This is a genomic window from Streptomyces sp. NPDC056580 (assembly GCF_042793175.1).
GTDB lineage: Bacteria > Actinomycetota > Actinomycetes > Streptomycetales > Streptomycetaceae > Streptomyces.
On sequence record NZ_JBHTVE010000010.1, the window covers coordinates 164,471 to 189,023 of the forward strand.

Annotated in this window: 18 protein-coding genes and 2 tRNA genes; 3 read left to right on the forward strand and 17 right to left on the reverse strand. The window is 68.2% G+C overall.

Going from position 1 to position 24,553, the window contains the following annotated elements; genetic code table 11:
* Window positions 1-52: 52 nt before the first annotated feature.
* The 5 genes from tuf to ACFQ9Z_RS23460 form a co-directional block, all read right to left on the reverse strand.
* On the reverse strand, window positions 53-1,246 hold the full coding sequence (gene tuf, locus ACFQ9Z_RS23440) for an elongation factor Tu (RefSeq protein ID WP_143627906.1): 1,194 nt from the start codon (window positions 1,244-1,246) through the stop codon (window positions 53-55).
* 156 nt (window positions 1,247-1,402) lie between these two features.
* Window positions 1,403-3,529 (reverse strand): elongation factor G, encoded by a 2,127-nt coding sequence (gene fusA, locus ACFQ9Z_RS23445; protein ID WP_383022021.1) that lies wholly within the window; start codon window positions 3,527-3,529, stop codon window positions 1,403-1,405.
* A 39-nt stretch (window positions 3,530-3,568) separates the two neighbouring features.
* Window positions 3,569-4,039 carry a 30S ribosomal protein S7 gene (rpsG, locus tag ACFQ9Z_RS23450; protein ID WP_003992340.1) on the reverse strand — a complete coding sequence of 157 codons (471 nt, stop codon included), beginning with the start codon at window positions 4,037-4,039 and terminating at the stop codon, window positions 3,569-3,571.
* A 2-nt stretch (window positions 4,040-4,041) separates the two neighbouring features.
* On the reverse strand, window positions 4,042-4,413 hold the full coding sequence (rpsL, locus tag ACFQ9Z_RS23455; protein ID WP_003948652.1) for a 30S ribosomal protein S12: 372 nt from the start codon (window positions 4,411-4,413) through the stop codon (window positions 4,042-4,044).
* A 259-nt stretch (window positions 4,414-4,672) separates the two neighbouring features.
* Entirely contained in the window at window positions 4,673-5,647 is a 975-nt protein-coding gene (locus tag ACFQ9Z_RS23460; protein ID WP_383022027.1) for a glycosyltransferase family 2 protein, read from the reverse strand.
* A gap of 147 nt (window positions 5,648-5,794) precedes the next feature.
* Here ACFQ9Z_RS23460 and ACFQ9Z_RS23465 point away from each other — a divergent pair, with 147 nt between their 5' ends.
* Complete coding sequence (locus tag ACFQ9Z_RS23465; RefSeq protein WP_383022031.1) at window positions 5,795-7,072, forward strand: hypothetical protein; 1,278 nt, start codon at window positions 5,795-5,797, stop codon at window positions 7,070-7,072.
* A gap of 84 nt (window positions 7,073-7,156) precedes the next feature.
* On the opposite strand, the gene ACFQ9Z_RS23470 is transcribed toward ACFQ9Z_RS23465, so the two are convergent.
* The 10 genes from ACFQ9Z_RS23470 to ACFQ9Z_RS23515 form a co-directional block, all read right to left on the reverse strand.
* The gene (locus ACFQ9Z_RS23470; RefSeq protein WP_383022035.1) at window positions 7,157-11,056 is read right to left on the reverse strand and encodes a DNA-directed RNA polymerase subunit beta'; all 3,900 of its coding nucleotides are present in this window, start codon (window positions 11,054-11,056) and stop codon (window positions 7,157-7,159) included.
* Between the two features lie 100 nt (window positions 11,057-11,156).
* Window positions 11,157-14,642, reverse strand: a complete 3,486-nt coding sequence (gene rpoB / locus ACFQ9Z_RS23475; protein ID WP_383022038.1) for a DNA-directed RNA polymerase subunit beta — start codon at window positions 14,640-14,642, stop codon at window positions 11,157-11,159.
* Window positions 14,643-15,208: 566 nt separating this feature from the next.
* Window positions 15,209-15,595: a 50S ribosomal protein L7/L12 gene (gene rplL / locus ACFQ9Z_RS23480; RefSeq protein WP_383022041.1), complete on the reverse strand. Its 387-nt coding sequence runs from the start codon at window positions 15,593-15,595 to the stop codon at window positions 15,209-15,211.
* Window positions 15,596-15,711: 116 nt separating this feature from the next.
* On the reverse strand, window positions 15,712-16,242 hold the full coding sequence (gene rplJ, locus ACFQ9Z_RS23485) for a 50S ribosomal protein L10 (protein WP_358864563.1): 531 nt from the start codon (window positions 16,240-16,242) through the stop codon (window positions 15,712-15,714).
* A gap of 316 nt (window positions 16,243-16,558) precedes the next feature.
* Window positions 16,559-17,497, reverse strand: coding sequence for a hypothetical protein (locus ACFQ9Z_RS23490; RefSeq protein ID WP_383022046.1), 939 nt, complete (start codon window positions 17,495-17,497; stop codon window positions 16,559-16,561).
* Between the two features lie 162 nt (window positions 17,498-17,659).
* Window positions 17,660-18,385: a 50S ribosomal protein L1 gene (gene rplA / locus ACFQ9Z_RS23495; protein WP_250402411.1), complete on the reverse strand. Its 726-nt coding sequence runs from the start codon at window positions 18,383-18,385 to the stop codon at window positions 17,660-17,662.
* A 96-nt stretch (window positions 18,386-18,481) separates the two neighbouring features.
* The gene (gene rplK / locus ACFQ9Z_RS23500; RefSeq protein WP_383022049.1) at window positions 18,482-18,916 is read right to left on the reverse strand and encodes a 50S ribosomal protein L11; all 435 of its coding nucleotides are present in this window, start codon (window positions 18,914-18,916) and stop codon (window positions 18,482-18,484) included.
* Between the two features lie 168 nt (window positions 18,917-19,084).
* Window positions 19,085-19,999 (reverse strand): transcription termination/antitermination protein NusG, encoded by a 915-nt coding sequence (gene nusG / locus ACFQ9Z_RS23505; protein WP_383022052.1) that lies wholly within the window; start codon window positions 19,997-19,999, stop codon window positions 19,085-19,087.
* Window positions 20,000-20,079: 80 nt separating this feature from the next.
* On the reverse strand, window positions 20,080-20,364 hold the full coding sequence (gene secE, locus ACFQ9Z_RS23510; protein ID WP_360670003.1) for a preprotein translocase subunit SecE: 285 nt from the start codon (window positions 20,362-20,364) through the stop codon (window positions 20,080-20,082).
* Between the two features lie 107 nt (window positions 20,365-20,471).
* Window positions 20,472-20,544 (reverse strand) — tRNA-Trp (locus ACFQ9Z_RS23515).
* A 260-nt stretch (window positions 20,545-20,804) separates the two neighbouring features.
* On the opposite strand from ACFQ9Z_RS23515, the gene ACFQ9Z_RS23520 reads away from it, so the two are divergent.
* Together ACFQ9Z_RS23520 and ACFQ9Z_RS23525 are read left to right on the forward strand one after the other, a co-directional pair.
* Complete coding sequence (locus ACFQ9Z_RS23520) at window positions 20,805-22,031, forward strand: pyridoxal phosphate-dependent aminotransferase (protein WP_383022057.1); 1,227 nt, start codon at window positions 20,805-20,807, stop codon at window positions 22,029-22,031.
* A gap of 131 nt (window positions 22,032-22,162) precedes the next feature.
* A complete protein-coding gene (locus tag ACFQ9Z_RS23525; RefSeq protein WP_383022060.1) occupies window positions 22,163-23,203 on the forward strand; it encodes an adenosine deaminase in 1,041 nt (346 codons plus the stop codon).
* A 149-nt stretch (window positions 23,204-23,352) separates the two neighbouring features.
* Here ACFQ9Z_RS23525 and ACFQ9Z_RS23530 read toward each other — a convergent pair whose 3' ends face one another.
* Both ACFQ9Z_RS23530 and ACFQ9Z_RS23535 read right to left on the reverse strand, forming a co-directional pair.
* Entirely contained in the window at window positions 23,353-24,408 is a 1,056-nt protein-coding gene (locus tag ACFQ9Z_RS23530) for a UDP-N-acetylmuramate dehydrogenase (protein WP_383022065.1), read from the reverse strand.
* A gap of 57 nt (window positions 24,409-24,465) precedes the next feature.
* Window positions 24,466-24,547 (reverse strand) — tRNA-OTHER (locus ACFQ9Z_RS23535).
* Between the last annotated feature and the right edge of the window lie 6 nt (window positions 24,548-24,553).

Consider the following 24,553-nt stretch of genomic DNA (forward strand, 5'->3'; position numbering starts at 1 on the left):
CGGGCCTCTCCGACAGCTACCAGGTCAGAGACCGGGCCGGGTCAGTTCAAGATCACTTGTTGATCTTGGTGACCTGGCCGGCGCCCACGGTCCGGCCACCCTCACGGATGGCGAACTTCAGGCCCTCTTCCATGGCGACGGGCTGGATGAGCTCCACCTTCATCTCGGTGTTGTCACCCGGCATGACCATCTCGGTGCCCTCGGGGAGGGTCACCACGCCGGTCACGTCCGTCGTACGGAAGTAGAACTGCGGACGGTAGTTGTTGAAGAACGGCGTGTGGCGGCCACCCTCGTCCTTGGAGAGGATGTAGGCCTGCGCCTCGAACTCGGTGTGCGGGGTGACCGAGCCCGGCTTGATGATGACCTGGCCGCGCTCGACGTCCTCGCGCTTGATGCCGCGGAGGAGCAGACCGACGTTCTCACCGGCCTGGCCCTCGTCGAGCAGCTTGCGGAACATCTCGATGCCGGTGACCGTGGTGGTGGTCTTCTCCTGCTTGATACCGATGATGTCCACGGTCTCGTTGACCTTGAGGACACCACGCTCGATACGGCCGGTGACGACCGTACCGCGACCGGTGATCGTGAAGACGTCCTCGATCGGCATCAGGAACGGCTTGTCGACGTCGCGCTCCGGCTCCGGGATCGCGGTGTCGACGGCGTTCATGAGGTCCAGGACGGACTGCGTCCACTGCGCGTCGCCCTCGAGGGCCTTCAGCGCGGAGACACGGACGACCGGCAGGTCGTCGCCCGGGAACTCGTACTCGGAGAGGAGCTCACGGACCTCGAGCTCGACGAGCTCCATGATCTCCTCGTCGTCCACCATGTCGGCCTTGTTCAGGGCGACGACGATGTACGGAACGCCGACCTGGCGGGCCAGGAGCACGTGCTCCTTGGTCTGCGGCATCGGGCCGTCGGTGGCGGCGACCACGAGGATCGCGCCGTCCATCTGCGCGGCACCGGTGATCATGTTCTTGATGTAGTCCGCGTGACCCGGGCAGTCGACGTGGGCGTAGTGACGCGCCTCGGTCTGGTACTCGACGTGCGCGATGGAGATGGTGATACCGCGCTGGCGCTCCTCGGGCGCCTTGTCGATGTTGTCGAACGGGGTGGCCTCGTTCAGCTCCGGGTACGCGTCGTGCAGCACCTTGGTAATGGCGGCCGTGAGGGTCGTCTTACCGTGGTCGATGTGACCGATGGTGCCGATGTTGACGTGCGGCTTAGTCCGCTCGAACTTCGCCTTCGCCACTGGGGTCCTCCTGTGGAGTGGTTCTGTACGCCTTGGTTCGTCGGCGCCAGGTGATCTTTGCTGTTAAGTCCCGGAACCCGGGGCAAGCATCCGCGTTTGCGGTTGTTTGCCCCTTGAGGCTCCGGAGTCAAGCCTAAAGCGTGGGAACGCGGTGCGTTACTCGCCCTTGGCCTTCGCGATGATCTCCTCGGCGACGTTCCGCGGAACCTCGGCGTAGGAGTCGAACTGCATCGAGTAGCTCGCGCGACCCGACGTCTTGCTGCGGAGGTCGCCGACGTAGCCGAACATCTCCGAAAGGGGCACGAGGCCCTTCACGACGCGGGCACCGGCCCGCTCCTCCATGGCCTGGATCTGGCCACGGCGGGAGTTGATGTCGCCGATGACCTCACCCATGTAGTCCTCGGGCGTGGTGACCTCGACGGCCATCATCGGCTCGAGCAGCACGGGGCTGGCCTTGCGCGCGGCCTCCTTGAAGGCCTGCGAGCCGGCGATCTTGAAGGCGAGCTCGGAGGAGTCGACCTCGTGGTACGCGCCGTCGTGGAGGATGACGCGCACGCCGGTCATCTCGTAACCGGCGAGGATGCCGAACTGCATGGCCTCCTGCGCACCGGCGTCGACCGAAGGGATGTACTCCTTCGGGATGCGACCGCCGGTCACCTTGTTCACGAACTCGTACGAGGTGTCGCCGCTCTCGATCGGCTCGATGCCGATCTGCACCTTCGCGAACTGACCGGTACCACCGGTCTGCTTCTTGTGCGTGTAGTCGACGCGCTCGACGGCCTTGCGGATCGTCTCGCGGTAGGCCACCTGCGGCTTGCCGACGTTGGCCTCGACCTTGAACTCGCGCTTCATCCGGTCGACCAGCACCTCGAGGTGCAGCTCGCCCATACCGCCGATGACGGTCTGGCCGGTCTCCTCGTTGGTGTGTACCTGGAAGGAGGGGTCCTCCTCCGCGAGACGCTGGATGGCGACACCCAGCTTCTCCTGGTCGCCCTTGGACTTGGGCTCGATCGCGACCTCGATGACCGGCGCCGGGAAGTCCATGGACTCCAGGATCACCGGGTTCTTCTCGTCGCACAGCGTCTCGCCGGTCGTGGTCTGCTTCAGACCCATGACCGCGACGATGTCGCCGGCGCCCACCGAGTCGATCTCCTCACGCTTGTTCGCGTGCATGCGGTAGATCTTGCCGATGCGCTCCTTGCGGCCCTTGACGGAGTTCAGCACGGCGGTGCCGGACTCCAGGCGGCCGGAGTACACGCGGACGAAGGTGAGCTTGCCGAGGTGCGGGTCGCTCATGATCTTGAACGCCAGCGCCGACAGCGGCTCGTCGTCGGACGGCTTGCGCTTGACGACCGCCTCCGGGTCCTTGACGTCGTGGCCCTCGATGGCCTCGATGTCGACCGGGGACGGCAGGTAGCGCACGACCGCGTCGAGCAGGGGCTGGACGCCCTTGTTCTTGAACGCGGTACCGCAGAACACCGGGGTGACGGTGGTGCCGCCGCTCTTGCCGGACGCGATGGTGATACGACGGATCGCGGCGTACAGCTGCTCCACGGAGGGCTCCTCGCCCTCCAGGTACAGCTCCATGATCTCTTCGTCGTTCTCGGCCACGGCCTCGATCAGCTTGCCGCGGTACTCCTCGGCAGCCTCGGTGTGCGTGTCCGGGATGTCGACGATGTCGTACATCTCGCCCTTGGTGGCCTCGGCGGACCAGACGAAGGCCTTCATCGTCACCAGGTCGACGACGCCCTTGAAGTCGGCCTCGGCACCGATGGGGAGCTGCATGACGATCGGCTGCGCGCCCAGGCGGTCGACGATCATGTCGACGCAGCGGTGGAACTCGGCACCGGTGCGGTCGAGCTTGTTGACGAAGCAGATGCGCGGGACGCCGTAGCGGTCCGCCTGACGCCACACGGTCTCGGACTGCGGCTCGACACCGGCGACACCGTCGAACACCGTCACGGCACCGTCGAGCACACGCAGGGAGCGCTCCACCTCGACGGTGAAGTCGACGTGACCCGGGGTGTCGATGATGTTGATGGTGTGGTCGACGTCCTCGAGCGGCCAGTGACAGGTGGTGGCAGCAGAGGTGATCGTGATGCCACGCTCCTGCTCCTGCTCCATCCAGTCCATGGTGGCGGCGCCGTCGTGGACCTCACCGATCTTGTACGACACACCGGTGTAGAACAGGATCCGCTCGGTGGTGGTCGTCTTGCCCGCGTCGATGTGGGCCATGATCCCGATGTTGCGGACCTTGGCCAGGTCAAGTGAAGTGGTAGCCATAAGGCTTCAGTCTTCTCTCGGTCTCGATGTGGGTAGCGACTACCAGCGGTAGTGCGCGAAGGCCTTGTTGGACTCGGCCATCTTGTGCGTGTCCTCGCGCTTCTTCACAGCGGCGCCAAGGCCGTTGGAGGCGTCGAGAAGCTCGTTGAGCAGACGCTCGGTCATGGTCTTCTCGCGACGGGCGCGGGAGTAACCGACCAGCCAGCGCAGCGCGAGCGTGTTGGCACGACCGGGCTTGACCTCGATCGGAACCTGGTACGTGGCGCCACCGACACGGCGGGACTTGACCTCGAGGGTCGGCTTGATGTTCTCCAGCGCGCGCTTCAGCGTGATGATCGGGTCGTTGCCCGTCTTCTCACGCAGACCCTCCATGGCGCCGTAGACGATGCGCTCGGCGGTGGAGCGCTTGCCGTTCAGCAGCACCTTGTTGATGAGGGAGGTCACCAGAGGAGAACCGTAGACCGGGTCGATGATGACCGGGCGCTTCGGGGCGGGGCCCTTACGAGGCATTCTTACTTCTCCTTCTTGGCGCCGTAACGGCTGCGAGCCTGCTTGCGGTTCTTGACACCCTGGGTGTCGAGCGAACCGCGGATGATCTTGTAGCGAACACCCGGCAGGTCCTTCACACGGCCGCCGCGCACGAGCACGATGGAGTGCTCCTGCAGGTTGTGTCCCTCACCCGGAATGTAAGCGGTGACCTCGATCCCGCTGGTCAGACGCACACGCGCGACCTTACGCAGGGCCGAGTTCGGCTTCTTCGGGGTGGTCGTGAACACACGCGTGCAGACGCCACGACGCTGAGGGGAACCCTCGAGTGCGGGCGTCTTGTTCTTCTCGACCTTGTCCTGCCGGCCCTTGCGGACCAGCTGCTGGATCGTAGGCACTACTTCTCCGGTTTCTGTGTGCCGATAGTAAAGCTAACCTGGAACTTCTCCGACCCACGCGGTCGGGTGTGTCGGATCCGCCGCGCTTCCGCCGCGAGGCGAGAGAGGCACGGATCACGGTGGCCGGTGTCGGCTCCGCGTGCGGTTGAAGGCACGCACGAAAGCCAGGGCACACCCCAGGCACAAGGTCTGAGCGTACCTACCGCACTGACTCCGGTCAAAACAAAAGCAACGGGGCCGGGCCCGGAGGCTCCCGCGCTCAGCGGCGCGGCGCCGTCTCCTCGGCCTGCTCCGCCGTGTCGTGACCGACGAAGTACGTCGGCCGGTTCTGTATCGCCGTGTATATGCGGGCCACGTACTCCCCCAGCAGTCCCACGCAGATGAGCTGCACCGCGCCGATGAAGAGCACCCCGGTGAACAGGGAGGTCCAGCCCGGGACCGTGTGGTCAAGGACATGGGCGGAGAGCGTGTACACCATCAGCCCGAGGCAGACCAGGAAGGCGAAGCCGCCGAGCCAGGTGGCCAGCCGCAGCGGCGCCGCCGAGAAGCCCGTGACGCTGTCCACCGCCAGCCGGATCATCCGGCCCAGCGGGTACTTGCTGCGGCCCGCCGTGCGCGGGGCGCGCTCGTAGGTCACCCGGCCGCTGGGGAAGCCCAGCCAGGGCACCAGCAGCCGGTAGACCCGCTGCTGGTCCGGCAGCGCCTTCAGGGCCTCCACCGCGGCCCGGCTGAGCAGCCGGAAGTCGCCGGCCTGCGCGGGCACGGAGGGACCGGCCAGACGGCGCACCAGCCGGTAGTACAGCCCGGCCGTCCACCGCTTGAACCCGGTGTCGCTGGCCCGGTCGGCGCGGATGCCGTAGACGATGTCGAGCCCCTCGGCGCGGGCCAGGGCCAGCATCTCGGGGATCTTCTCGGGCGGGTCCTGCAGGTCGGCGTCGAGGCTCACCACGTACGCGCCTGCCGCCCGGTCGAGGCCGGCGGTCAGGGCGGCCTGGTGGCCCGAGTTGCGGCGCAGGCCGATCACCCGCAGCTCCGGCCAGCCGAGCCGGAAGGCGGCGAGCAGTTCACCGGTGGCGTCGGTGCTGCCGTCGTCGACCGCGACCAGCTCGTACGGCGCGCCGAGCCCGTCGAGCACCGGGCGCAGCCGGCTGACCAGGGCGGGCAGCGCCTCGGCCTCGTTGAACATGGGTACCACGACGGACAGCTCGATCGCCGGGTCGGCTCCTCCGGTCACCCGCTTCTCCCCCCTGCGCCCCGCACGTGCGACGCTTTGGCCACGCACGAGTGGCCCTTGTGTGATCTTGTGACTGACAGTTCACGACCATCCGGGATGCGGTACGACCTCCGCCCCGGCGGTCGGCCGAGGGGGGAGACCGCAGGAATGAGCACGGCTTCCGGGGACATCGAGGCGGACACCGTCCTGCCCGGGGAACAGTCCGGCGCTCCGCGCCCGAGCCGCCGGCTCACGCTGCCGCCCGGTGCGCGGCCGTACGTGGCTCCACTCGTCCTGTACTGCGTCACGAAGCTCGTGGGCCTCACCATATTCGCCTGGCTCCTGGAACACGCGGGCGACTACCGGAGGAAGGACCCGCGGTTCGGCGGCGGGGCCCACTGGTGGGACGTGCTGTCCACCTGGGACGGCTGGTGGTACCTGCAGGTCGCCGGGCACGGGTACGACCCGAAGCCGCTGGAACCGCTGCCCGGGGGCGGGCTGTTCACCGTCAAGCAGAACTCGGTGGCGTTCTTCCCGCTCTACCCCGGACTGATCCGCACCGTCTCGGAGAGCACCGGGCTCGGCCTGTACGGCTCCGGGATCCTCGTGTCGGTCCTGGCCTCCCTGGTGGCGGCCGCCGGGATCTACGCGGTCGTCTCGGCGCTCGCCGGGGCGCGGGCGGGCGCCATCGCCGCCGGGCTGTGGGCCGTGGTGCCCGGGGCGGGCGTCGAGTGGGCCGTGTACTCGGAGTCCCTGTTCGTCGCCATCGCGGCCTGGACCTGCTACAGCGTGATGCGGGGCCGCTGGGTCGCGGCGGGTCTGCTTGCCTTCCTGGCGGGCCTGAACCGGCCCACATCGGCGGCGCTCATCGGCGCGGTCGGACTGGCCGCCCTGGTCACCGTTCTGCGGCGGGACGGCCGGCGGGAGCACGGGGTCGCCGGGCCGGTCTTCGCGATGACCGCGGCACCGCTCGGCCTGCTCACCTACGTCGTGTGGGTCGGTTGGCGCATGGGCGACCTCACCGCCTACTTCACGCTGCAGCGCGAGGGCTGGGCGCACTACTTCGACTGGGGCGCCTACACGGCGGACGTCCTCGGCAACGTGGCCGTCGGCCACAACGACTACCTCTTCGCCTTCTCCGTGCCCGACCTGCTCGGCGTCCAGCTCGTCATCGCGCTGCCCTTCCTGATCGCGCTGATGCTGCGCCGGAAGCCGCCGCTGGTCCTGGTCGCCTACACGCTGGCGGGCGTCCTGACCGTCCTGGGCACCCAGCAGATGTTCGGCAACACCTCCCGCTACCTGCTGCCCTCCTTCCCGCTGCTCCTGGCGCCGGCGGCCGCCCTGAGCCGCCTGAAGTGGCCCGCCCTCGCCGTGTTCTTCACGACAACGGCGGTGGCGTCGGGCTGGTACGCCCACTACGTGATCTTCGAGCTGGGCATCCCGTAGCGGCCCGGAGCTTCTCCGCGAAGGCCGAAGGGCGGCCACCCCGTGACCGGGGTGGCCGCCCTTCGGCTTCGAGCGGGCTCTCGCCTACTGGTTGTACGGACCGTAGTCGTAGTCCTCCAGCGGAACGGCCTGGCCGGAGCCGGTGCCGAACGGCGAGTAGTCGATGTCGTCGTAGCCGACGGCCGAGTACATCGCGGCCTTGGCCTCCTCGGTGGGCTCCACCCGGATGTTGCGGTAGCGGGACAGACCCGTACCGGCCGGGATGAGCTTACCGATGATGACGTTCTCCTTGAGGCCGATGAGGCTGTCGGACTTGGCGTTGATCGCCGCGTCCGTCAGGACTCGGGTCGTCTCCTGGAAGGAGGCGGCCGACAGCCAGGACTCCGTCGCCAGCGAGGCCTTGGTGATGCCCATGAGCTGCGGACGGCCCGAAGCCGGGTGACCGCCCTCCTGGACCACACGACGGTTCTCGGTCTCGAACTTCGAGCGCTCGACCAGCTCGCCGGGCAGCAGCTCGGCGTCGCCGGACTCGATGATCGTCACACGGCGCAGCATCTGCCGGATGATGATCTCGATGTGCTTGTCGTGGATCGACACGCCCTGCGAGTTGTACACCTTCTGGACCTCGCCGACCAGGTGGACCTGGACGGCACGCTGACCCAGGATGCGCAGCACGTCGTGCGGGTTGGTGGCACCCACGGTGAGCTGCTGGCCCACCTCGACGTGGTCGCCCTCCTTGACCAGGACCTTGGCACGCTTCGAGATCGGGTACGCCGTCTCGTCGCTGCCGTCGTCCGGGGTGACGACGATCTTCTTGGTCTTCTCGGTCTCCTCGATCCGCACGCGGCCGGAGGCCTCGGAGATCGGGGCGACACCCTTCGGGGTACGGGCCTCGAAGAGCTCGACGACACGGGGCAGACCCTGGGTGATGTCGTCACCGGCCACACCACCGGTGTGGAAGGTACGCATCGTCAGCTGGGTGCCGGGCTCACCGATGGACTGGGCGGCGATGATGCCGACCGCCTCACCGATGTCGACCAGCTTGCCGGTGGCCAGCGAACGGCCGTAGCACATCGCGCAGGTACCGACGGCGGACTCGCAGGTCAGGACCGAGCGGGTCTTGACCTCCTCGACGCCGCGGCCGACGAGCTCCTCGATGAGGACGTCGCCCAGGTCGGTGCCGGCCGGGGCCAGCACCTGGCCGTCGACCACGATGTCCTCGGCGAGGCAGCGCGCGTACACGGACGTCTCGACGTCGTCCGCCTTGCGCAGCACGCCGTCCGCGCCCCGCTCGGCGATCCGCAGCTTCAGGCCGCGCTCGGTGCCGCAGTCCTCCTCGCGGATGATGACGTCCTGGGAGACGTCCACCAGACGACGGGTGAGGTAACCCGAGTCGGCGGTACGCAGGGCGGTGTCCGCCAGACCCTTACGGGCACCGTGCGTGGAGATGAAGTACTCCAGCACGGACAGGCCCTCACGGAAGGACGCCTTGATCGGACGCGGGATGGTCTCGTTCTTCGCGTTCGACACCAGACCACGCATACCGGCGATCTGCCGCATCTGCATCATGTTTCCTCGGGCACCCGAGTCGACCATCATGAAGATGGGGTTGGTCTTGGGGAAGTTCTCGTTCATCGCCTCGGCGACCTCGTTGGTCGCCTTGGTCCAGATCGCGATGAGCTCCTGCGTGCGCTCTTCCTTGGTGATCAGACCGCGCTCGTACTGCTTCTGGACCTTCTCGTCCTGCGCCTCGTAGCCGCGGACGATCTCCTTCTTCGCCTCGGGAACGACGACGTCGGAGATGGCCACGGTGACACCGGAACGGGTCGCCCAGAAGAAGCCGGACGCCTTCAGGTTGTCGAGCGTCGCCGCCACGATGACCTTGGGGTAGCGCTCGGCCAGGTCGTTGACGATCTCGGAGAGCTGCTTCTTGCCCACCGAGTAGTCGACGAACGGGTAGTCCTCGGGCAGCAGCTCGTTGAAGAGCGCGCGGCCCAGGGTGGTGCGCAGGCGGAACGAGTCACCCTGCTGCCACTCCGGCTCGCCCTCCTCGCGCGCCGGCGGGGTCCAGCCGCGCGGCGGGATGGTGCCCACCGGGAAGCGGATGTCGATCGGCGACTGCAGCGCGAGCTCGCCGGCGTCGAAGGCCATGATCGCCTCGGCCGTGGAGCCGAACGCGCGGCCCTCGCCCTTGGTGTCACGCAGCTCGCCGTCGGTGGTGAGGAAGAACAGACCGAGGACCATGTCCTGGGTCGGCATCGTCACCGGACGGCCGTCGGCCGGCTTGAGGATGTTGTTCGAGGACAGCATCAGGATGCGGGCCTCGGCCTGCGCCTCCGCGGACAGCGGCAGGTGCACGGCCATCTGGTCACCGTCGAAGTCCGCGTTGAACGCGGTGCAGACGAGCGGGTGGATCTGGATGGCCTTGCCCTCGACCAGCTGCGGCTCGAAGGCCTGGATGCCGAGGCGGTGCAGGGTGGGAGCACGGTTCAGCAGAACCGGGTGCTCGGCGATGACCTCTTCGAGGACGTCGTACACGACCGTGCGGCCGCGCTCCACCATGCGCTTGGCGCTCTTGATGTTCTGCGCGTGGTTCAGGTCCACCAGGCGCTTCATCACGAACGGCTTGAACAGCTCCAGCGCCATGGCCTTCGGCAGACCGCACTGGTGCAGCTTGAGCTGCGGGCCGACGACGATGACGGAACGCGCCGAGTAGTCGACTCGCTTGCCGAGCAGGTTCTGACGGAAACGACCCTGCTTGCCCTTGAGCATGTCGCTCAGGGACTTCAGCGGGCGGTTGCCGGGACCGGTGACCGGGCGACCACGACGGCCGTTGTCGAAGAGGGCGTCCACGGCCTCCTGGAGCATGCGCTTCTCGTTGTTCACGATGATCTCGGGCGCGCCGAGGTCGAGAAGCCGCTTCAGGCGGTTGTTGCGGTTGATGACGCGGCGGTACAGGTCGTTCAGGTCCGAGGTCGCGAAGCGGCCACCGTCCAGCTGCACCATCGGACGCAGGTCCGGCGGGATGACCGGGACGCAGTCCAGGACCATGCCCTTGGGGCTGTTCGAGGTCTGCAGGAACGCGGAGACGACCTTCAGGCGCTTGAGCGCACGGGTCTTCTTCTGGCCCTTGCCGGTGCGGATGATCTCGCGGAGCCTCTCGGCCTCCTCGTCGAGGTCGAAGGACTCCAGGCGCTTCTGCAGCGCCGCGGCACCCATCGAGCCGTCGAAGTAGGTGCCGAACCGGTCGCGCAGCTCGCGGTAGAGCAGCTCGTCACCCTCGAGGTCCTGGACCTTGAGGTTCTTGAACCGGGTCCACACCTCGTCCAGGCGGTCGATCTCGCGCTGCGCGCGGTCGCGCAGCTGCTTCATCTCGCGCTCGGCGCCCTCGCGCACCTTGCGGCGCACGTCGGCCTTGGCGCCCTCGGCCTCGAGCTCGGCCAGGTCGCTCTCGAGCTTCTTGGCGCGGGCCTCCAGGTCGGCGTCCCGGCGGTTCTCGATCTGCTGGCGCTCGACCGAGACGTGCGCCTCCAGGGAGGGCAGGTCGCGGGTGCGGCGCTCCTCGTCGACGTACGTGATCATGTACGCCGCGAAGTAGATGACCTTCTCGAGGTCCTTCGGCGCCAGGTCCAGCAGGTAGCCGAGGCGCGAGGGGACACCCTTGAAGTACCAGATGTGCGTGACGGGCGCGGCCAGTTCGATGTGGCCCATCCGCTCACGGCGCACCTTGGCGCGGGTGACCTCGACGCCACAGCGCTCGCAGATGATGCCCTTGAAGCGGACGCGCTTGTACTTGCCGCAGTAGCACTCCCAGTCCCGGGTAGGACCGAAGATCTTCTCGCAGAAGAGTCCGTCCTTCTCGGGCTTGAGCGTGCGGTAGTTGATGGTCTCCGGCTTCTTGACCTCGCCGTGGCTCCACTGGCGGATGTCGTCAGCGGTGGCCAGACCGATCCGGAGCTCGTCGAAGAAGTTGACGTCGAGCACTATGCGTCAATCCCTCTCAGGGTTGAAAGTCTGTGGTCTGAAACGGGGGCCTGGGGGTCGGCTGGGGCCCTCACGGGTGAGGGCCCCAGCCGGACTCCCGTCAGACCTCTTCGACGCTGCTCGGCTCGCGCCGGGACAGGTCGATGCCGAGCTCCTCCGCAGCGCGGAAGACGTCCTCGTCTGTGTCGCGCATCTCGATGGACATACCGTCGCTGGACAGCACCTCCACGTTCAGGCAGAGCGACTGCATCTCCTTGATGAGCACCTTGAAGGACTCGGGGATGCCGGGCTCGGGGATGTTCTCGCCCTTGACGATGGCCTCGTAGACCTTCACGCGGCCGGTGACGTCGTCGGACTTGATGGTCAGCAGCTCCTGGAGGGCGTACGCGGCGCCGTAGGCCTCGAGGGCCCACACCTCCATCTCACCGAACCGCTGGCCGCCGAACTGGGCCTTACCGCCCAGCGGCTGCTGGGTGATCATCGAGTACGGGCCGGTCGAGCGGGCGTGCAGCTTGTCGTCCACCAGGTGGTGCAGCTTCAGGATGTACATGTAGCCGACCGAGATCGGGTCCGGGAACGGCTCACCGCTGCGGCCGTCGAACAGCCGCGCCTTGCCGGTCGGGAGCACCATGCGCTCGCCGTCCCGGTTCGGGATGGTGTGCTGCAGCAGACCCGCCAGCTCGTCCTCACGCGCACCGTCGAACACCGGGGTGGCGACGTTGGTGCCGGGAGCGACCGAGTCGGCGCCGATGACCTGCAGCCGCTGGGCCCACTCCTCCGCGAGGCCGGAGACGTCCCAGCCGCGGCTGGCGAGCCAGCCGAGGTGGATCTCCAGGACCTGTCCCGGGTTCATTCGGGACGGCACACCCAGCGGGTTGAGGATGATGTCGACCGGGGTGCCGTCCTCCAGGAACGGCATGTCCTCGATCGGCAGGATCTTGGAGATGACGCCCTTGTTGCCGTGGCGGCCGGCGAGCTTGTCACCGTCGGTGATCTTGCGCTTCTGCGCGACGTAGACGCGCACGAGCTGGTTCACACCGGGGGGAAGCTCGTCACCCTCCTCGCGGTCGAAGACGCGCACGCCGATGACCTTGCCGGTCTCGCCGTGCGGCACCTTCAGCGAGGTGTCACGGACCTCACGGGCCTTCTCACCGAAGATCGCGCGCAGCAGGCGCTCCTCCGGGGTCAGCTCGGTCTCGCCCTTGGGCGTGACCTTGCCGACGAGGATGTCGCCGGCGATGACCTCGGCGCCGATGCGGATGATGCCGCGCTCGTCGAGGTCGGCGAGGACCTCCTCGGAGACGTTCGGGATGTCCCGGGTGATCTCCTCGGGGCCGAGCTTGGTGTCACGGGCGTCGACCTCGTGCTCCTCGATGTGGATCGAGGAGAGGACGTCGTCCTGCACGAGGCGCTGCGACAGGATGATCGCGTCCTCGTAGTTGTGACCCTCCCACGGCATGAACGCCACGAGCAGGTTCTTGCCGAGGGCCATCTCGCCGTTCTCGGTGGCCGGGCCGTCCGCGAGCACCTGGCCCGTGATGATCCGGTCGCCCTCGTTGACGATGACCTTCTGGTTGACCGAGGTGCCCTGGTTGGACCGGGAGAACTTGGCCAGGCGGTACGTGATGTACGTGCCGTCGTCGTTGGCGGTCGTGATGTAGTCCGCGGAGACCTCCTGGACCACACCGTCCTTCTCGGCCTTGACCACGTCGCCGGCGTCGACCGCGGAGCGGTACTCCATGCCGGTGCCGACGAGCGGGGCCTCGGACTTAATCAGCGGCACGGCCTGACGCATCATGTTCGCGCCCATGAGGGCACGGTTGGCGTCGTCGTGCTCGAGGAAGGGGATCATGGCGGTCGCGACCGACACCATCTGGCGCGGCGAGACGTCCATGTAGTCCACGTCCTCGGGGCCGACGTAGTCGACCTCGCCGCCACGGCGGCGGACCAGGACGCGGGCCTCGGCGAACCGCAGGTCGTCGTTGAGCGTGGCGTTGGCCTGCGCGATGACGAAGCGGTCCTCCTCGTCGGCGGTCAGGTAGTCGACCTCGTCGGTGACCTGGCCGTCGATGACCTTGCGGTACGGGGTCTCGACGAAACCGAACGCGTTGACCCGGCCGTAGGAGGCGAGCGAGCCGATCAGACCGATGTTCGGGCCTTCGGGCGTCTCGATCGGGCACATGCGGCCGTAGTGCGAGGGGTGCACGTCACGGACCTCGAAGCCGGCCCGCTCACGGGAGAGACCACCCGGGCCGAGCGCCGACAGACGGCGCTTGTGGGTGAGACCCGACAGCGGGTTGTTCTGGTCCATGAACTGGGACAGCTGGCTGGTGCCGAAGAACTCCTTGATGGAGGCGACGACCGGCCGGATGTTGATCAGGGTCTGCGGCGTGATCGCCTCGACGTCCTGGGTCGTCATGCGCTCGCGCACGACGCGCTCCATACGGGCGAGACCCGTACGGACCTGGTTCTGGATCAGCTCGCCGACGCTGCGCAGACGACGGTTGCCGAAGTGGTCGATGTCGTCCGTCTCGACGACGATCGTGTCGCCGTTGTCACCGGAGGTCTCGGTCTCGCCGGCGTGCAGCTTCACCAGGTACTTGATCGTCGAGATGACGTCCTCGACGGTCAGGACACCCGCGTCCAGCGGAGCGTCCGCACCCAGCTTCTTGTTGACCTTGTAACGGCCGACCTTGGCGAGGTCGTAGCGCTTGGGGTTGAAGTAGAGGTTCTCGAGCAGCGTCTGCGCGGCCTCACGCGTGGGGGGCTCGCCCGGACGCAGCTTGCGGTAGATGTCCAGCAGCGCGTCGTCCTGGCCCTGGGTGTGGTCCTTCTCCAGGGTGGCGCGCATCGACTCGTACTCGCCGAACTCCTCGAGGATCTGCTCGGTCGTCCAGCCGAGCGCCTTCAGCAGTACGGTGACCGACTGCTTGCGCTTGCGGTCGATGCGGACACCGACCATGTCACGCTTGTCGATCTCCATCTCCAGCCAGGCGCCCCGAGACGGGATGATCTTGGCGGAGAAGATGTCCTTGTCGGACGTCTTGTCGATGGAGGAGTCGAAGTAGACACCGGGGGAACGGACCAGCTGCGACACCACGACACGCTCGGTGCCGTTGATGACGAAAGTGCCCTTGTTCGTCATGAGCGGGAAGTCGCCCATGAAGACCGTCTGGGACTTGATCTCACCGGTCTCGTTGTTGGTGAACTCGGCGGTGACGAAGAGCGGGGCCGCGTACGTGAAGTCGCGCTCCTTGCACTCGTCGATGGAGTTCTTCGGCGGCTCGAAGCGGTGGTCCCGGAACGTCAGGGACATCGACCCGGAGAAGTCCTCGATCGGGGAGATCTCCTCGAAGATCTCCTCCAGACCGGACTTGGTGGGGACGTCCTGACCGTTCTCAAGAGCCTCCTCGACCCGACTCTGCCAAGCGGTGTTGCCGAGCAGCCAGTCGAAGCTCTCGGTCTGCAGCGCGAGCAGGTTCGGAACCTCGAGAGGCTCCTTGATCTTTGCAAAGGAGATGCGCAGCGGGGCGGTGCTGGCGCCGTTGTTCGTATTCGCGGTCGAGGCGTTGCGCGAGGCGGCCAAGAGGGGGTCCTTCCGAGGGCTCGGACTCACTACGCGCGTACCGGCCCCTCTCTCAGACACAGAGACGGAAACCCCAGGTCAGGGAAGCTTCGGTCATCGGTGCTCGAGTGAGGGCAGACCCCTGGTGACGGGCAGGGGAAGCTAACAGGCAGCGCAAAGGGACAGTGTAGCCACTTGGCACACTGATGTCCAGCCCGGGTTTTTCGAGACCCTCGTCGTGCTCAACGCCTTCGTCAACGCCCTCGGCATGTCTGCCCTCAACGCACGTTCATACTGCCCTCTTCGCCGCCGATCCATGCCTCGGATTCGGATCCTTGTGACGACGCGTCCTGAGAATTGCGCGCTGCGTGCGGTTCGTCAAGGCCCCCCAGCCCGAACGGGCCCGTCCGGGAACAGGACGAAGATCACCATACCCCCCGCCGGGGCGAGTTCAAGGCGACCCGGGTCACCCTCCGCAACGCCGAAGAGCGACCACCCGGATGGATGATCGCTCTTCGGTGCGTTCGCGTTACAGCCCCTGAAGGCCGCAGTCGGCGCGCAGCCGGGTTACGGGAACCCGGAAGGTGTTACTTGACCTCGACGGAGGCGCCGGCGGCCTTGAGGGACTCGGCAGCCTTCTCCGCGGCCTCCTTGTTGACCTTCTCGAGGACCGGCTTCGGGGTGCCGTCGACGAGGTCCTTGGCCTCCTTCAGACCCAGGGAGGTCAGCTCACGCACGACCTTGATGACCTGGATCTTCTTGTCGCCGGCACCGGTGAGGACGACGTCGAACTCGTCCTTCTCCTCGGGGGCCTCGGCGGCCGGGGCGCCCGGGGCGCCGGCGGCGGCGACGGCGACCGGAGCGGCGGCGGTGACGTCGAACTTCTCCTCGAAGGCCTTCACGAACTCGGAGAGCTCGATGAGGGTCATCTCCTCGAACTGCGCGAGCAGGTCTTCCTGGCTGAGCTTCGCCATGATGGGCGATCCTTCCACTAATTCGGCGGGTGCCGGATGTACATGAGAGGCGGGCGTACGTTGGCCCGCTGTGACCCCGGCCGCCTCAGGCGGCCCGGATCAGAAAGCGAGCCGAATTACTCGGCACCGCCCTGCTCGGCCTGCTTGGCGCGAAGCGCGTCCACGGTGCGGACGAGCTTCGACGGGAGCGCCTGGAAGAGCGCGGCAGCCTGGGACTGCTTGCCCTTCATGGCACCCGCCAGCTTGGCGAGCAGAACCTCGCGGGACTCGAGGTCCGCAAGCTTCTTGATCTCGTCGGCGGACAGCGCCTTGCCGTCAAGGACACCGCCCTTGATGACGAGATTCGGGTTGTCCTTGGCGAAGTCACGGAGACCCTTCGCCGACTCCACCGGGTCACCGGTGACGAAGGCGACAGCCGTCGGACCAGCGAAGAGCTGGTCGTCCAGCGTGATCCCGGCCTCGTTGGCCGCAATCTTGGTCAGCGTGTTCTTCACCACGGCGTACTGGGCGTTCTCACCGAGCGACCGGCGCAGCGTCTTGAGCTGCGCCACGGTGAGACCGCGGTACTCGGTCAGCACGGCGGCGCTGGAGCTGCGGAACTTGTCCGTCAGCTCGGCAACCGCGGCAGCCTTGTCGGGCCTCGCCATAGAGCCTCGGCCTCCTTCCGGGTGATTCTGACCGCGCGGACCCGAAGGAGGACTGGGAAAAACGAAACGCCCCGGCGCAGGCGCTCGGGGCGGACTCGACCGGCGGCACGCGCTGGGCGCGTACGAATCCGGGAGTACTTCCACACTCACCTGCGCGGGTCGTCCACTTTGCAGCGGATCCTTCGGCCACCACACCTTCGTTCGAACGTGCGGCAACGACCAGCGGTCTTTGGCTTCGGTAGGAGAGTACGGGACCGGGGCACCGTCGAGCAAATCGGGCTCCACGGACCCGCCCCGGTCCTGGTTCGGCGGCCGGTCAGGAGGTGCTGACGCCGCTGCCGGAGGCGGTGCTGCTGCCCGAGACGGTGCCGCCGCCCGAGGCGCCGCCGGCCTTCATCAGGTCCTTGAAGTCCTTGGTGTCGGCGGCCGGGGGCGCCTCGGCGGTGACCCGCACGCCGTAGTCGCTGTAGTAGGCCGTGCTGGTCATGGTGCCGGCGGTCATCTTCGCCTTCTCGACCTTCTTGACCAGCAGGTCCTGGTCGTTGACCCAGATGTCGACGGTCTCCGTGCTGACGCCCGCCTGGCTGAGCTGCTTCTTCAGGTCGGAGAGCTGGCGGGCGTCGAGGCCGCTGTTCTTGCCCGCGAGGTCCGCGACGTCCACCGTGCCGGAGTAGTGCGTGGTGCCGACGCCGGAGACCTGCTCCTCGCCGACCTTCTTCACGTCGCCGGAGGCCAGCAGCAGCTTCACCGACTGGTTCGGCGTAGTGTTCTGCATCTGGTCCTTCATGTACGCCCCGGAGCCGCCGCCGAGCTTGGCGAGGTCGTCGTAGGCGTACCGGATCCAGTGCTTGCCGCCGGACTGCTGGGCGAACTGCTCGCTCATCTTGGCGTAGTAGGCGTCCGGCAGATAGCGCGCCTCCATGGAGGAGGTGCCGGCCTTGCGCATCGCCTCCGCCAGCTTGCCGCCGGTGTAGGTGATGGTCAGGTTGCCCTTCATGCCGTCGCCCCAGGTCAGGGCGCCGTTCGCGGTCATCGACATGGTGTCGCCGATGGTGGTGGTGGAGCGGACCTCGGCCGACTCCGCCTTGTCGGTGGACTTCTCCGCGGAGCGCAGGGCGGCGAGGGGGTTGGCATGGGTCAGGCTTCTGCCGGCCGCCTTGTCGCCGGAGCCCTCGCCGCCGCAGGCGGCGGCTCCGGCCAGCGCGGTGACCACCGCGACGGAGAGGGCCACGCGGCGTGCGGTCGTGCTCTTCATTCGTCCTACCCCCATGCGAGTCCGGTGCCTGCACCGTAGCCCAGGCCGCTGACAGTCGTACGACAGTCCGCACAAAGAAAGGACGGACCCCGCACCTCGGAGGTTGCGGGGTCCGCCCTGTGCTTACGCGTCCGTGACGCGGCTACCGGGTGAGCGCGGGGCTCAGACGGCGGCCGGGTCCTCCTCGACGAGGAGGTTGCGGGTGCGGTTCGAGTCGACCGGGATGCCGGGGCCCATCGTGGTGCTGATGGCGGCCTTCTTGATGTAGCGGCCCTTGGCGGCGGACGGCTTCAGACGGAGGATCTCCTCCAGGGCCGCGCCGTAGTTCTCCACCAGCTGGGCGTCCTCGAAGGACGTCTTGCCGATGATGAAGTGCAGGTTCGAGTGCTTGTCGACGCGGAACTCGATCTTGCCGCCCTTGATCTCCGTCACGGCCTTGGCGGTGTCGGGGGTCACGGTGCCGGTCTTCGGGTTCGGCATCAGACCACGCGGGCCGAGGACGCGGCCGAGGCGGCCGACCTTGCCCATGAGGTCCGGGGTGGCGACGACGGCGTCGAAGTCCAGACGGCCCTTCGCCACCTCGTCGATCAGCTCGTCGGCGCCGACGATGTCGGCGCCCGCGGCACGCGCGGCCTCGGCACGGTCACCGGTCGCGAAGACCAGGACCCGGGCGGTCTTACCGGTGCCGTGCGGAAGGTTCACGGTGCCACGGACCATCTGGTCGGCCTTGCGCGGGTCGACACCCAGGCGGAAGGCGACCTCGACGGTGCCGTCGAACTTGGTCGTGGAGGTCTCCTTGGCGAGACGGACGGCCTCGAGCGGGGCGTACAGCTTCTCCCGGTCGACCTTGGCGTCCGCAGCGCGGAGAGCCTTGCTGCGCTTGCTCACAACTGCTCCTGTGGGTTCTGTGAGGAGTCGTGGTACGGGCCGAGCAGGCCCTGCCACGTGCGGCCTTTCAGGGCCGCATGACTACGGGGTGGGGAATCAGCCCTCGACCGTGATGCCCATGGAACGGGCGGTGCCGGCGATGATCTTCGACGCGGCGTCCAGGTCGTTGGCGTTGAGGTCGGGCAGCTTGGTCTGGGCGATCTCGCGGACCTGCGCCTCGGTGATCCTGGCGACCTTGGTCTTGTGCGGCTCGCCGGAGCCCTTCTCCACGCCCGCGGCCTTGAGGATCATCTTCGCGGCCGGCGGAGTCTTGGTGACGAAGGTGAAGGAGCGGTCCTCGTAGACCGTGATCTCCACCGGGATCACCCAGCCACGCTGCGACTCGGTCGCGGCGTTGTAGGCCTTGCAGAACTCCATGATGTTGACGCCGTGCTGACCCAGCGCCGGGCCGACCGGCGGGGCCGGGTTCGCCGCACCGGCGTTGATCTGGAGCTTGATGAGCCCCGTGACCTTCTTCTTCTTGGGAGGCATAGCTCTCCGGGTCCTTTCGATTCGGGTCCTGCCCGCTTCCGGGGACCACCCGGACGCAGGCATACCGCACAACGATAACGGGTATAGATGCGCGGCTGAAAACCGTGCAGGTCAGGCGGACGCCGAGCGCCTGCCTGACCTGCGCGGAAGCAGTTCGTCCAGAAAGAACTAGTTCTTCTGGATCTGGTCGAAGGAGAGCTCGACCGGCGTCTCGCGGCCGAAGATCTCCACCAGGCCCTTGACCTTCTTCGAGTCGGGGTTGATCTCGTTGATGGTCGCCTGGAGCGTGGCGAACGGGCCGTCGGTGACGGTGACCGAGTCGCCGACCTCGAAGTCCAGCACCTGGATCTCGACCTTGCGCTGCGGGGCGGGCTTGCCCTCGGCCTCGGCGGCCTCGCGGGCGGCCTTCTCCTCGGCCTCCGGGGCGAGCATCTTGACGATCTCGTCCAGGGTCAGCGGGTACGGGTCGTAGGCGTTGCCGACGAAGCCGGTGACACCCGGGGTGTTGCGGACGACGCCCCAGGACTCGTTCGTCAGGTCCATGCGGACCAGGACGTAACCCGGCAGCTTGTTCTGCTTGATCGTCTTGCGGTCGCCGTTCTTGATCTGGACGACCTCTTCCTGCGGCACCTCGGCCTGGAAGATGTAGTCCTCGACGTTCAGCGAGACGGCGCGCTGCTCCAGGTTGGTCTTCACGCGGTTCTCGTAGCCGGCGTAGGTGTGGATGACGTACCACTCGCCGGGCAGGGTGCGGAGCTCCTCACGCAGGGCCTGGACCGGGTCGACGGGCTCCGCCGGCTCCTCCTCGGCCTCCGCGACCGGGGCGGCGCCCTCGTCCTCGTCCTCGACGTGCGGAGCGGTCTCGACGTCCGCGGCGTCCTCGACGTGCGGAGCGGTCTCGACGTCCTCGACGTCCGCGCCGTCCTCGTCCTCGACGTGCAGAGCGGTCTCCTCGGCCGGCTCCCCCAGTTCGGCCTCGGCAGCCTCGAACTCGTCCCGCTCGTCCGCGCCTTCGACGATGTCGAGCTCGTCGTCCACCGTCTCGTCCGGCTCGATGGCGTCGTTCAGGTTCGGGTCAGACACGATGGCTGCTTCTTCCTGGATACATAGGGGTGGAACATGCGAAAACGGGCGCCGGTACCACGGCGCCCTTCGCTCTGGGCTCAGCCGAAGACGTACTTGGCCGCGTGGTTGAGCCCATAGTCAATCACGGTCACCAGGGCGATCATGATGGCAACGAAGAAGATCACCACGGTCGTGTACGACGTCAGCTGGTTGCGCGACGGCCAGACGACCTTGCGGAGTTCCGCGATGATCTGGCGGTAGAAGATGGCGAGGCGCTTCAGCGGGCCCTTCTTGCCGCGCTTGCCGCCCTTGCGGTTCTTCTTCGACTCGGGTACCTGGTCCTGAGCATCAGGCGTGTCGATGGAGCCCACGGCGTCCGTCATGCGTCCTCACCTGATCCCGGGTCGTGGCCGTGCCGCGCCCGGTTTCTGAGCCGCACGGCGGTGCATTGCTGTACGTACATGCGCACACATCCTGGCGGTGTGTGTAGCAGGGCCGGAGGGACTTGAACCCCCAACCGCTGGTTTTGGAGACCAGTGCTCTACCAATTGAGCTACGACCCTTTGTGTGTCCCCCAACGTACCGCATCCGGCCGGGTGCTCGGTGTGCACCGGCTGTGCCGCGGCTGCTGAAGGCCAACGAGGGAAGAGTGTACGTGGTCCGGGGCCCGGCGTCGAACAGAAAGGCCCGGTCCGGGGTCCTCGGAGTGAAGATCGTCCAGGCCGGAGGCGGGATTCGGACCCGTGTTCACGCCTCGACCCGTTGCTGTTCAGTCTGTGAAACCCGTGTGCCGGGGTCATTTCCGGTCTGGAACGATGGGCGCATGAGCGCTGCAACCCCTCCCACCGAGCGCCGGGTCTCCGCCCGAGTCGGCGCGATCTCCGAGTCCGCCACCCTCGCCGTGGACGCAAAGGCCAAGGCCCTGAAGGCCGCCGGGCGTCCGGTGATCGGCTTCGGCGCCGGTGAGCCCGACTTCCCGACTCCGGACTACATCGTCGACGCGGCCGTCGAGGCCTGCAAGAACCCGAAGTACCACCGGTACACGCCGGCCGGCGGCCTGCCCGAGCTGAAGGCGGCGATCGCGGCGAAGACGCTGCGCGACTCCGGCTGGGAGCCCGACGTCTCGCAGATCCTGGTCACCAACGGCGGCAAGCAGGCCATCTACGAGGCGTTCGCCGCGATCCTCGACCCGGGCGACGAGGTCATCGTCCCGGCGCCGTACTGGACGACGTACCCCGAGTCGATCCGCCTGGCCGGCGGCGTCCCGGTCGACGTCGTCGCCGACGAGACCACCGGCTACCGCGTCACCGTGGAGCAGCTCGAGGCGGCGCGCACCGACAGGACCAAGGTCGTCCTCTTCGTCTCCCCGTCCAACCCGACCGGCGCGGTGTACTCCGAGGCCGAGACCGAGGCGATCGGCCGCTGGGCCGCCGAGCACGGCCTGTGGGTGCTGACGGACGAGATCTACGAGCACCTGGTCTACGGCGACGCGTCCGCCGTGTCCCTGCCTGCGCTGCTGCCCGAGCTGCGCGACAAGTGCATCGTGGTCAACGGCGTCGCCAAGACGTACGCCATGACCGGCTGGCGGGTGGGCTGGGTCATCGGCCCGAAGGACGTGGTCAAGGCCGCGACGAACCTGCAGTCGCACGCCACCTCGAACGTCTCCAACGTGGCCCAGGTGGCCGCCCTGGCCGCCGTCTCCGGTGACCTGGAGGCCGTGGCGAGGATGCGCGAGGCCTTCGACCGGCGCCGCAGGACCATCGTGCGGATGCTCAACGAGATCGACGGCGTGCTCTGCCCCGAGCCCGAGGGCGCCTTCTACGCCTACCCGTCGGTCAAGGCCCTGCTCGGCAAGGAGATCCGCGGCAAGCGCCCGCAGAACACCGTCGAGCTGGCCGCGCTCATCCTGGAGGAGGCCGAGGTCGCGGTCGTCCCGGGCGAGGCTTTCGGCACGCCGGGCTACCTGCGGCTGTCGTACGCGCTCGGCGACGAGGACCTCGTCGAGGGCGTGAGCCGGATCCAGAAGCTGCTGGCGGAGGCGCGGGACTAGTTCCCGCCCCGTCCGGGCACCGGTAAGCGGGCCGTCTCCCTCCGGGGAGGCGGCCCGCTCCTGTGTGCGGGCAAGACCACGAACGGGGAAACGGCTACCGGTACGGCGGTGACGTGCGGCAGGATCTGGGAATGGAGCGTGTACGTGATCTCTCTGGACTGCCGAAGGCCCATCTGCACCTGCACTTCACCGGCTCGATGCGGCCGGCGACCGTCCTGGAACTGGCCGACAAGTACGGCGTGCGCCTGCCCGATGCCCTGACCGAGGCCCTGACCAGCGGGGAACCGCCGCGGCTGCGGGCGACGGACGAGCGCGGATGGTTCCGCTTCCAGCGGCTGTACGACGCCGCGCGCTCCTGCCTCAGATCGCCGGAGGACATCCAGCGGCTGGTCCGCGAGGCCGCGGAGGAGGACCTGCGGGACGGTTCGGGCTGGCTGGAGATCCAGGTGGACCCCACCTCGTACGCGCCCCGGCTGGGCGGTCTGATCCCGGCCCTTGAGATCATCCTGGACGCGGTGGACACGACGTCGCGGGAGACCGGGCTCGGTATGCGGGTGCTGGTGGCGGCGAACCGCATGAAGCACCCCCTGGACGCCCGTACGCTGGCCCGGCTCGCGGTGCGGTACGCCGACCGGGGCGTGGTCGGCTTCGGGCTGTCGAACGACGAGCGCCGCGGGATGGCGCGGGACTTCGACCGCGCGTTCCACATCGCGCGCGAGGGCGGCCTGCTGTCGGCCCCGCACGGCGGCGAGCTGGCCGGCGCGGCGTCGGTGCGCGACTGCCTGGACGATCTGCACGCCTCCCGGATCGGGCACGGGGTGCGCGCGGCGGAGGACCCGCGGCTGCTGAAGCGGCTGGCGGACCGGGGCGTCACCTGCGAGGTGTGCCCGGCCTCCAACGTCGCGCTCGGCGTCTACGAGAAGCCCGAGGACGTCCCCCTGCGGACCCTCTTCGAGGCGGGCGTCCCGCTGGCCCTGGGCGCGGACGACCCCCTGCTCTTCGGTTCCCGCCTCGCGGCCCAGTACGGCATCGCGCGCGAGCACCACGGCTTCACGGACGCCGAACTCGCCGAGCTGGCCCGCCAGTCCATCCGCGGTTCGGCCGCCCCGGACGACGTCAGGGCCCGTCTGCTGGCCGGCGTGGACGACTGGCTGACCGGCCCGGCCGCCTGAACCGGGCGTACGGCGGGCGGGCGTGGAAGCGGATCGGCACCTCGGGGCTCGCGCGGCGAGGTGCGTCCGAAAGGTGGCCGGGTCTGGACGACGCGGTGTCCCACCCGCCCGTAGCGGGCCGGAACTCGCGCGGCGCCGGTCTCATGCCGTCACAGGCTCACGCCGACCGTCACCGGTTCGTTGACCAGCGTGACCCCGAAGGCCTCGCGGACTCCGGCGACGACCTCGCGGGCCAGGGCCAGCAGGTCCTCCGTGGTGGCGTCGCCCCGGTTGGTCAGGGCGAGGGTGTGCTTGGTGGAGATGCGGGCGGGCCCGGTGCCGTACCCCTTGGCGAAGCCGGCCTTGTCGATCAGCCAGGCCGCCGAGGTCTTGGTGCGGCCCTCCCCCGCCGGGTACGCGGGCGGCTCGGCGTCCTCGCCCAGCCGTTCCCGCACGCGCGCGTGGAAGGCGGCGAACTGCTCCTCGGTGAGGATCGGGTTGGTGAAGAAGGATCCGGCGGACCAGGTGTCGTGGTCCTCGGGGTCGAGCACCATGCCCTTCCCGGCGCGCAGCTTCAGCACGGTCTCGCGGGCCGCGGCGAGCGGCACCCGGTCGCCCGGCTCGACGCCGAGCGCGCGGGCCGCCTCGGCGTACCGGACGGGCGCCGACAGGCCGCCCGCGTCCTCAAGCCCGAACCGGACCCGCAGCACGACGTAGCGCTCGGGGTCGGCCTTGAAGCGGCTGTGCCGGTAGGAGAAGGCGCATTCCTCGTTGGTGAGCGTGACCGTCTGTCCGGCCCGGCGGTCGTAGGCGATCACCTCGGTGACCGTCGAGGAGACCTCCTGGCCGTAGGCGCCCACGTTCTGGATCGGGGTGGCGCCGGCGGAGCCCGGGATGCCGGCCAGGCACTCGATCCCGGCGAGCCCGGCCTCGACGCTGCGGGCGACGGCGTCGGTCCAGACCTCGCCGGCCGCCAGCTCCAGCGTGGTGCCGCGCAGTTCGACGCCACGTGTGGCGATGCGCAGGGCGGTGCCGTCGAAGCCCTTGTCGCCGATGACCAGGTTCGAGCCGCCGCCGATGATGAGCAGCGGCGTGCCGGTGTCGTCGGCTTGGCGGACGGCGTCGACGACCTCCGCGTCGGTGGTGGCGGTGACCAGCCGGGCCGCGGGGCCGCCCAGCCGGAAGGTGGTCAGCGGGGCGAGGGGGGCGTCGTGGAGTTCCTGCACGGGCCCAAGACTACGAGACACCGCCGGCGGCCCGGCGGCGCCCGCGCTCCCTGCGAGCGGAGAGGGCAGGATTCGAACCTGCGCAGGCCCTGGAGGACCCGACCTCAAGACATGCTCTCGGTCCCCGATGAACCACTCCGGGCCG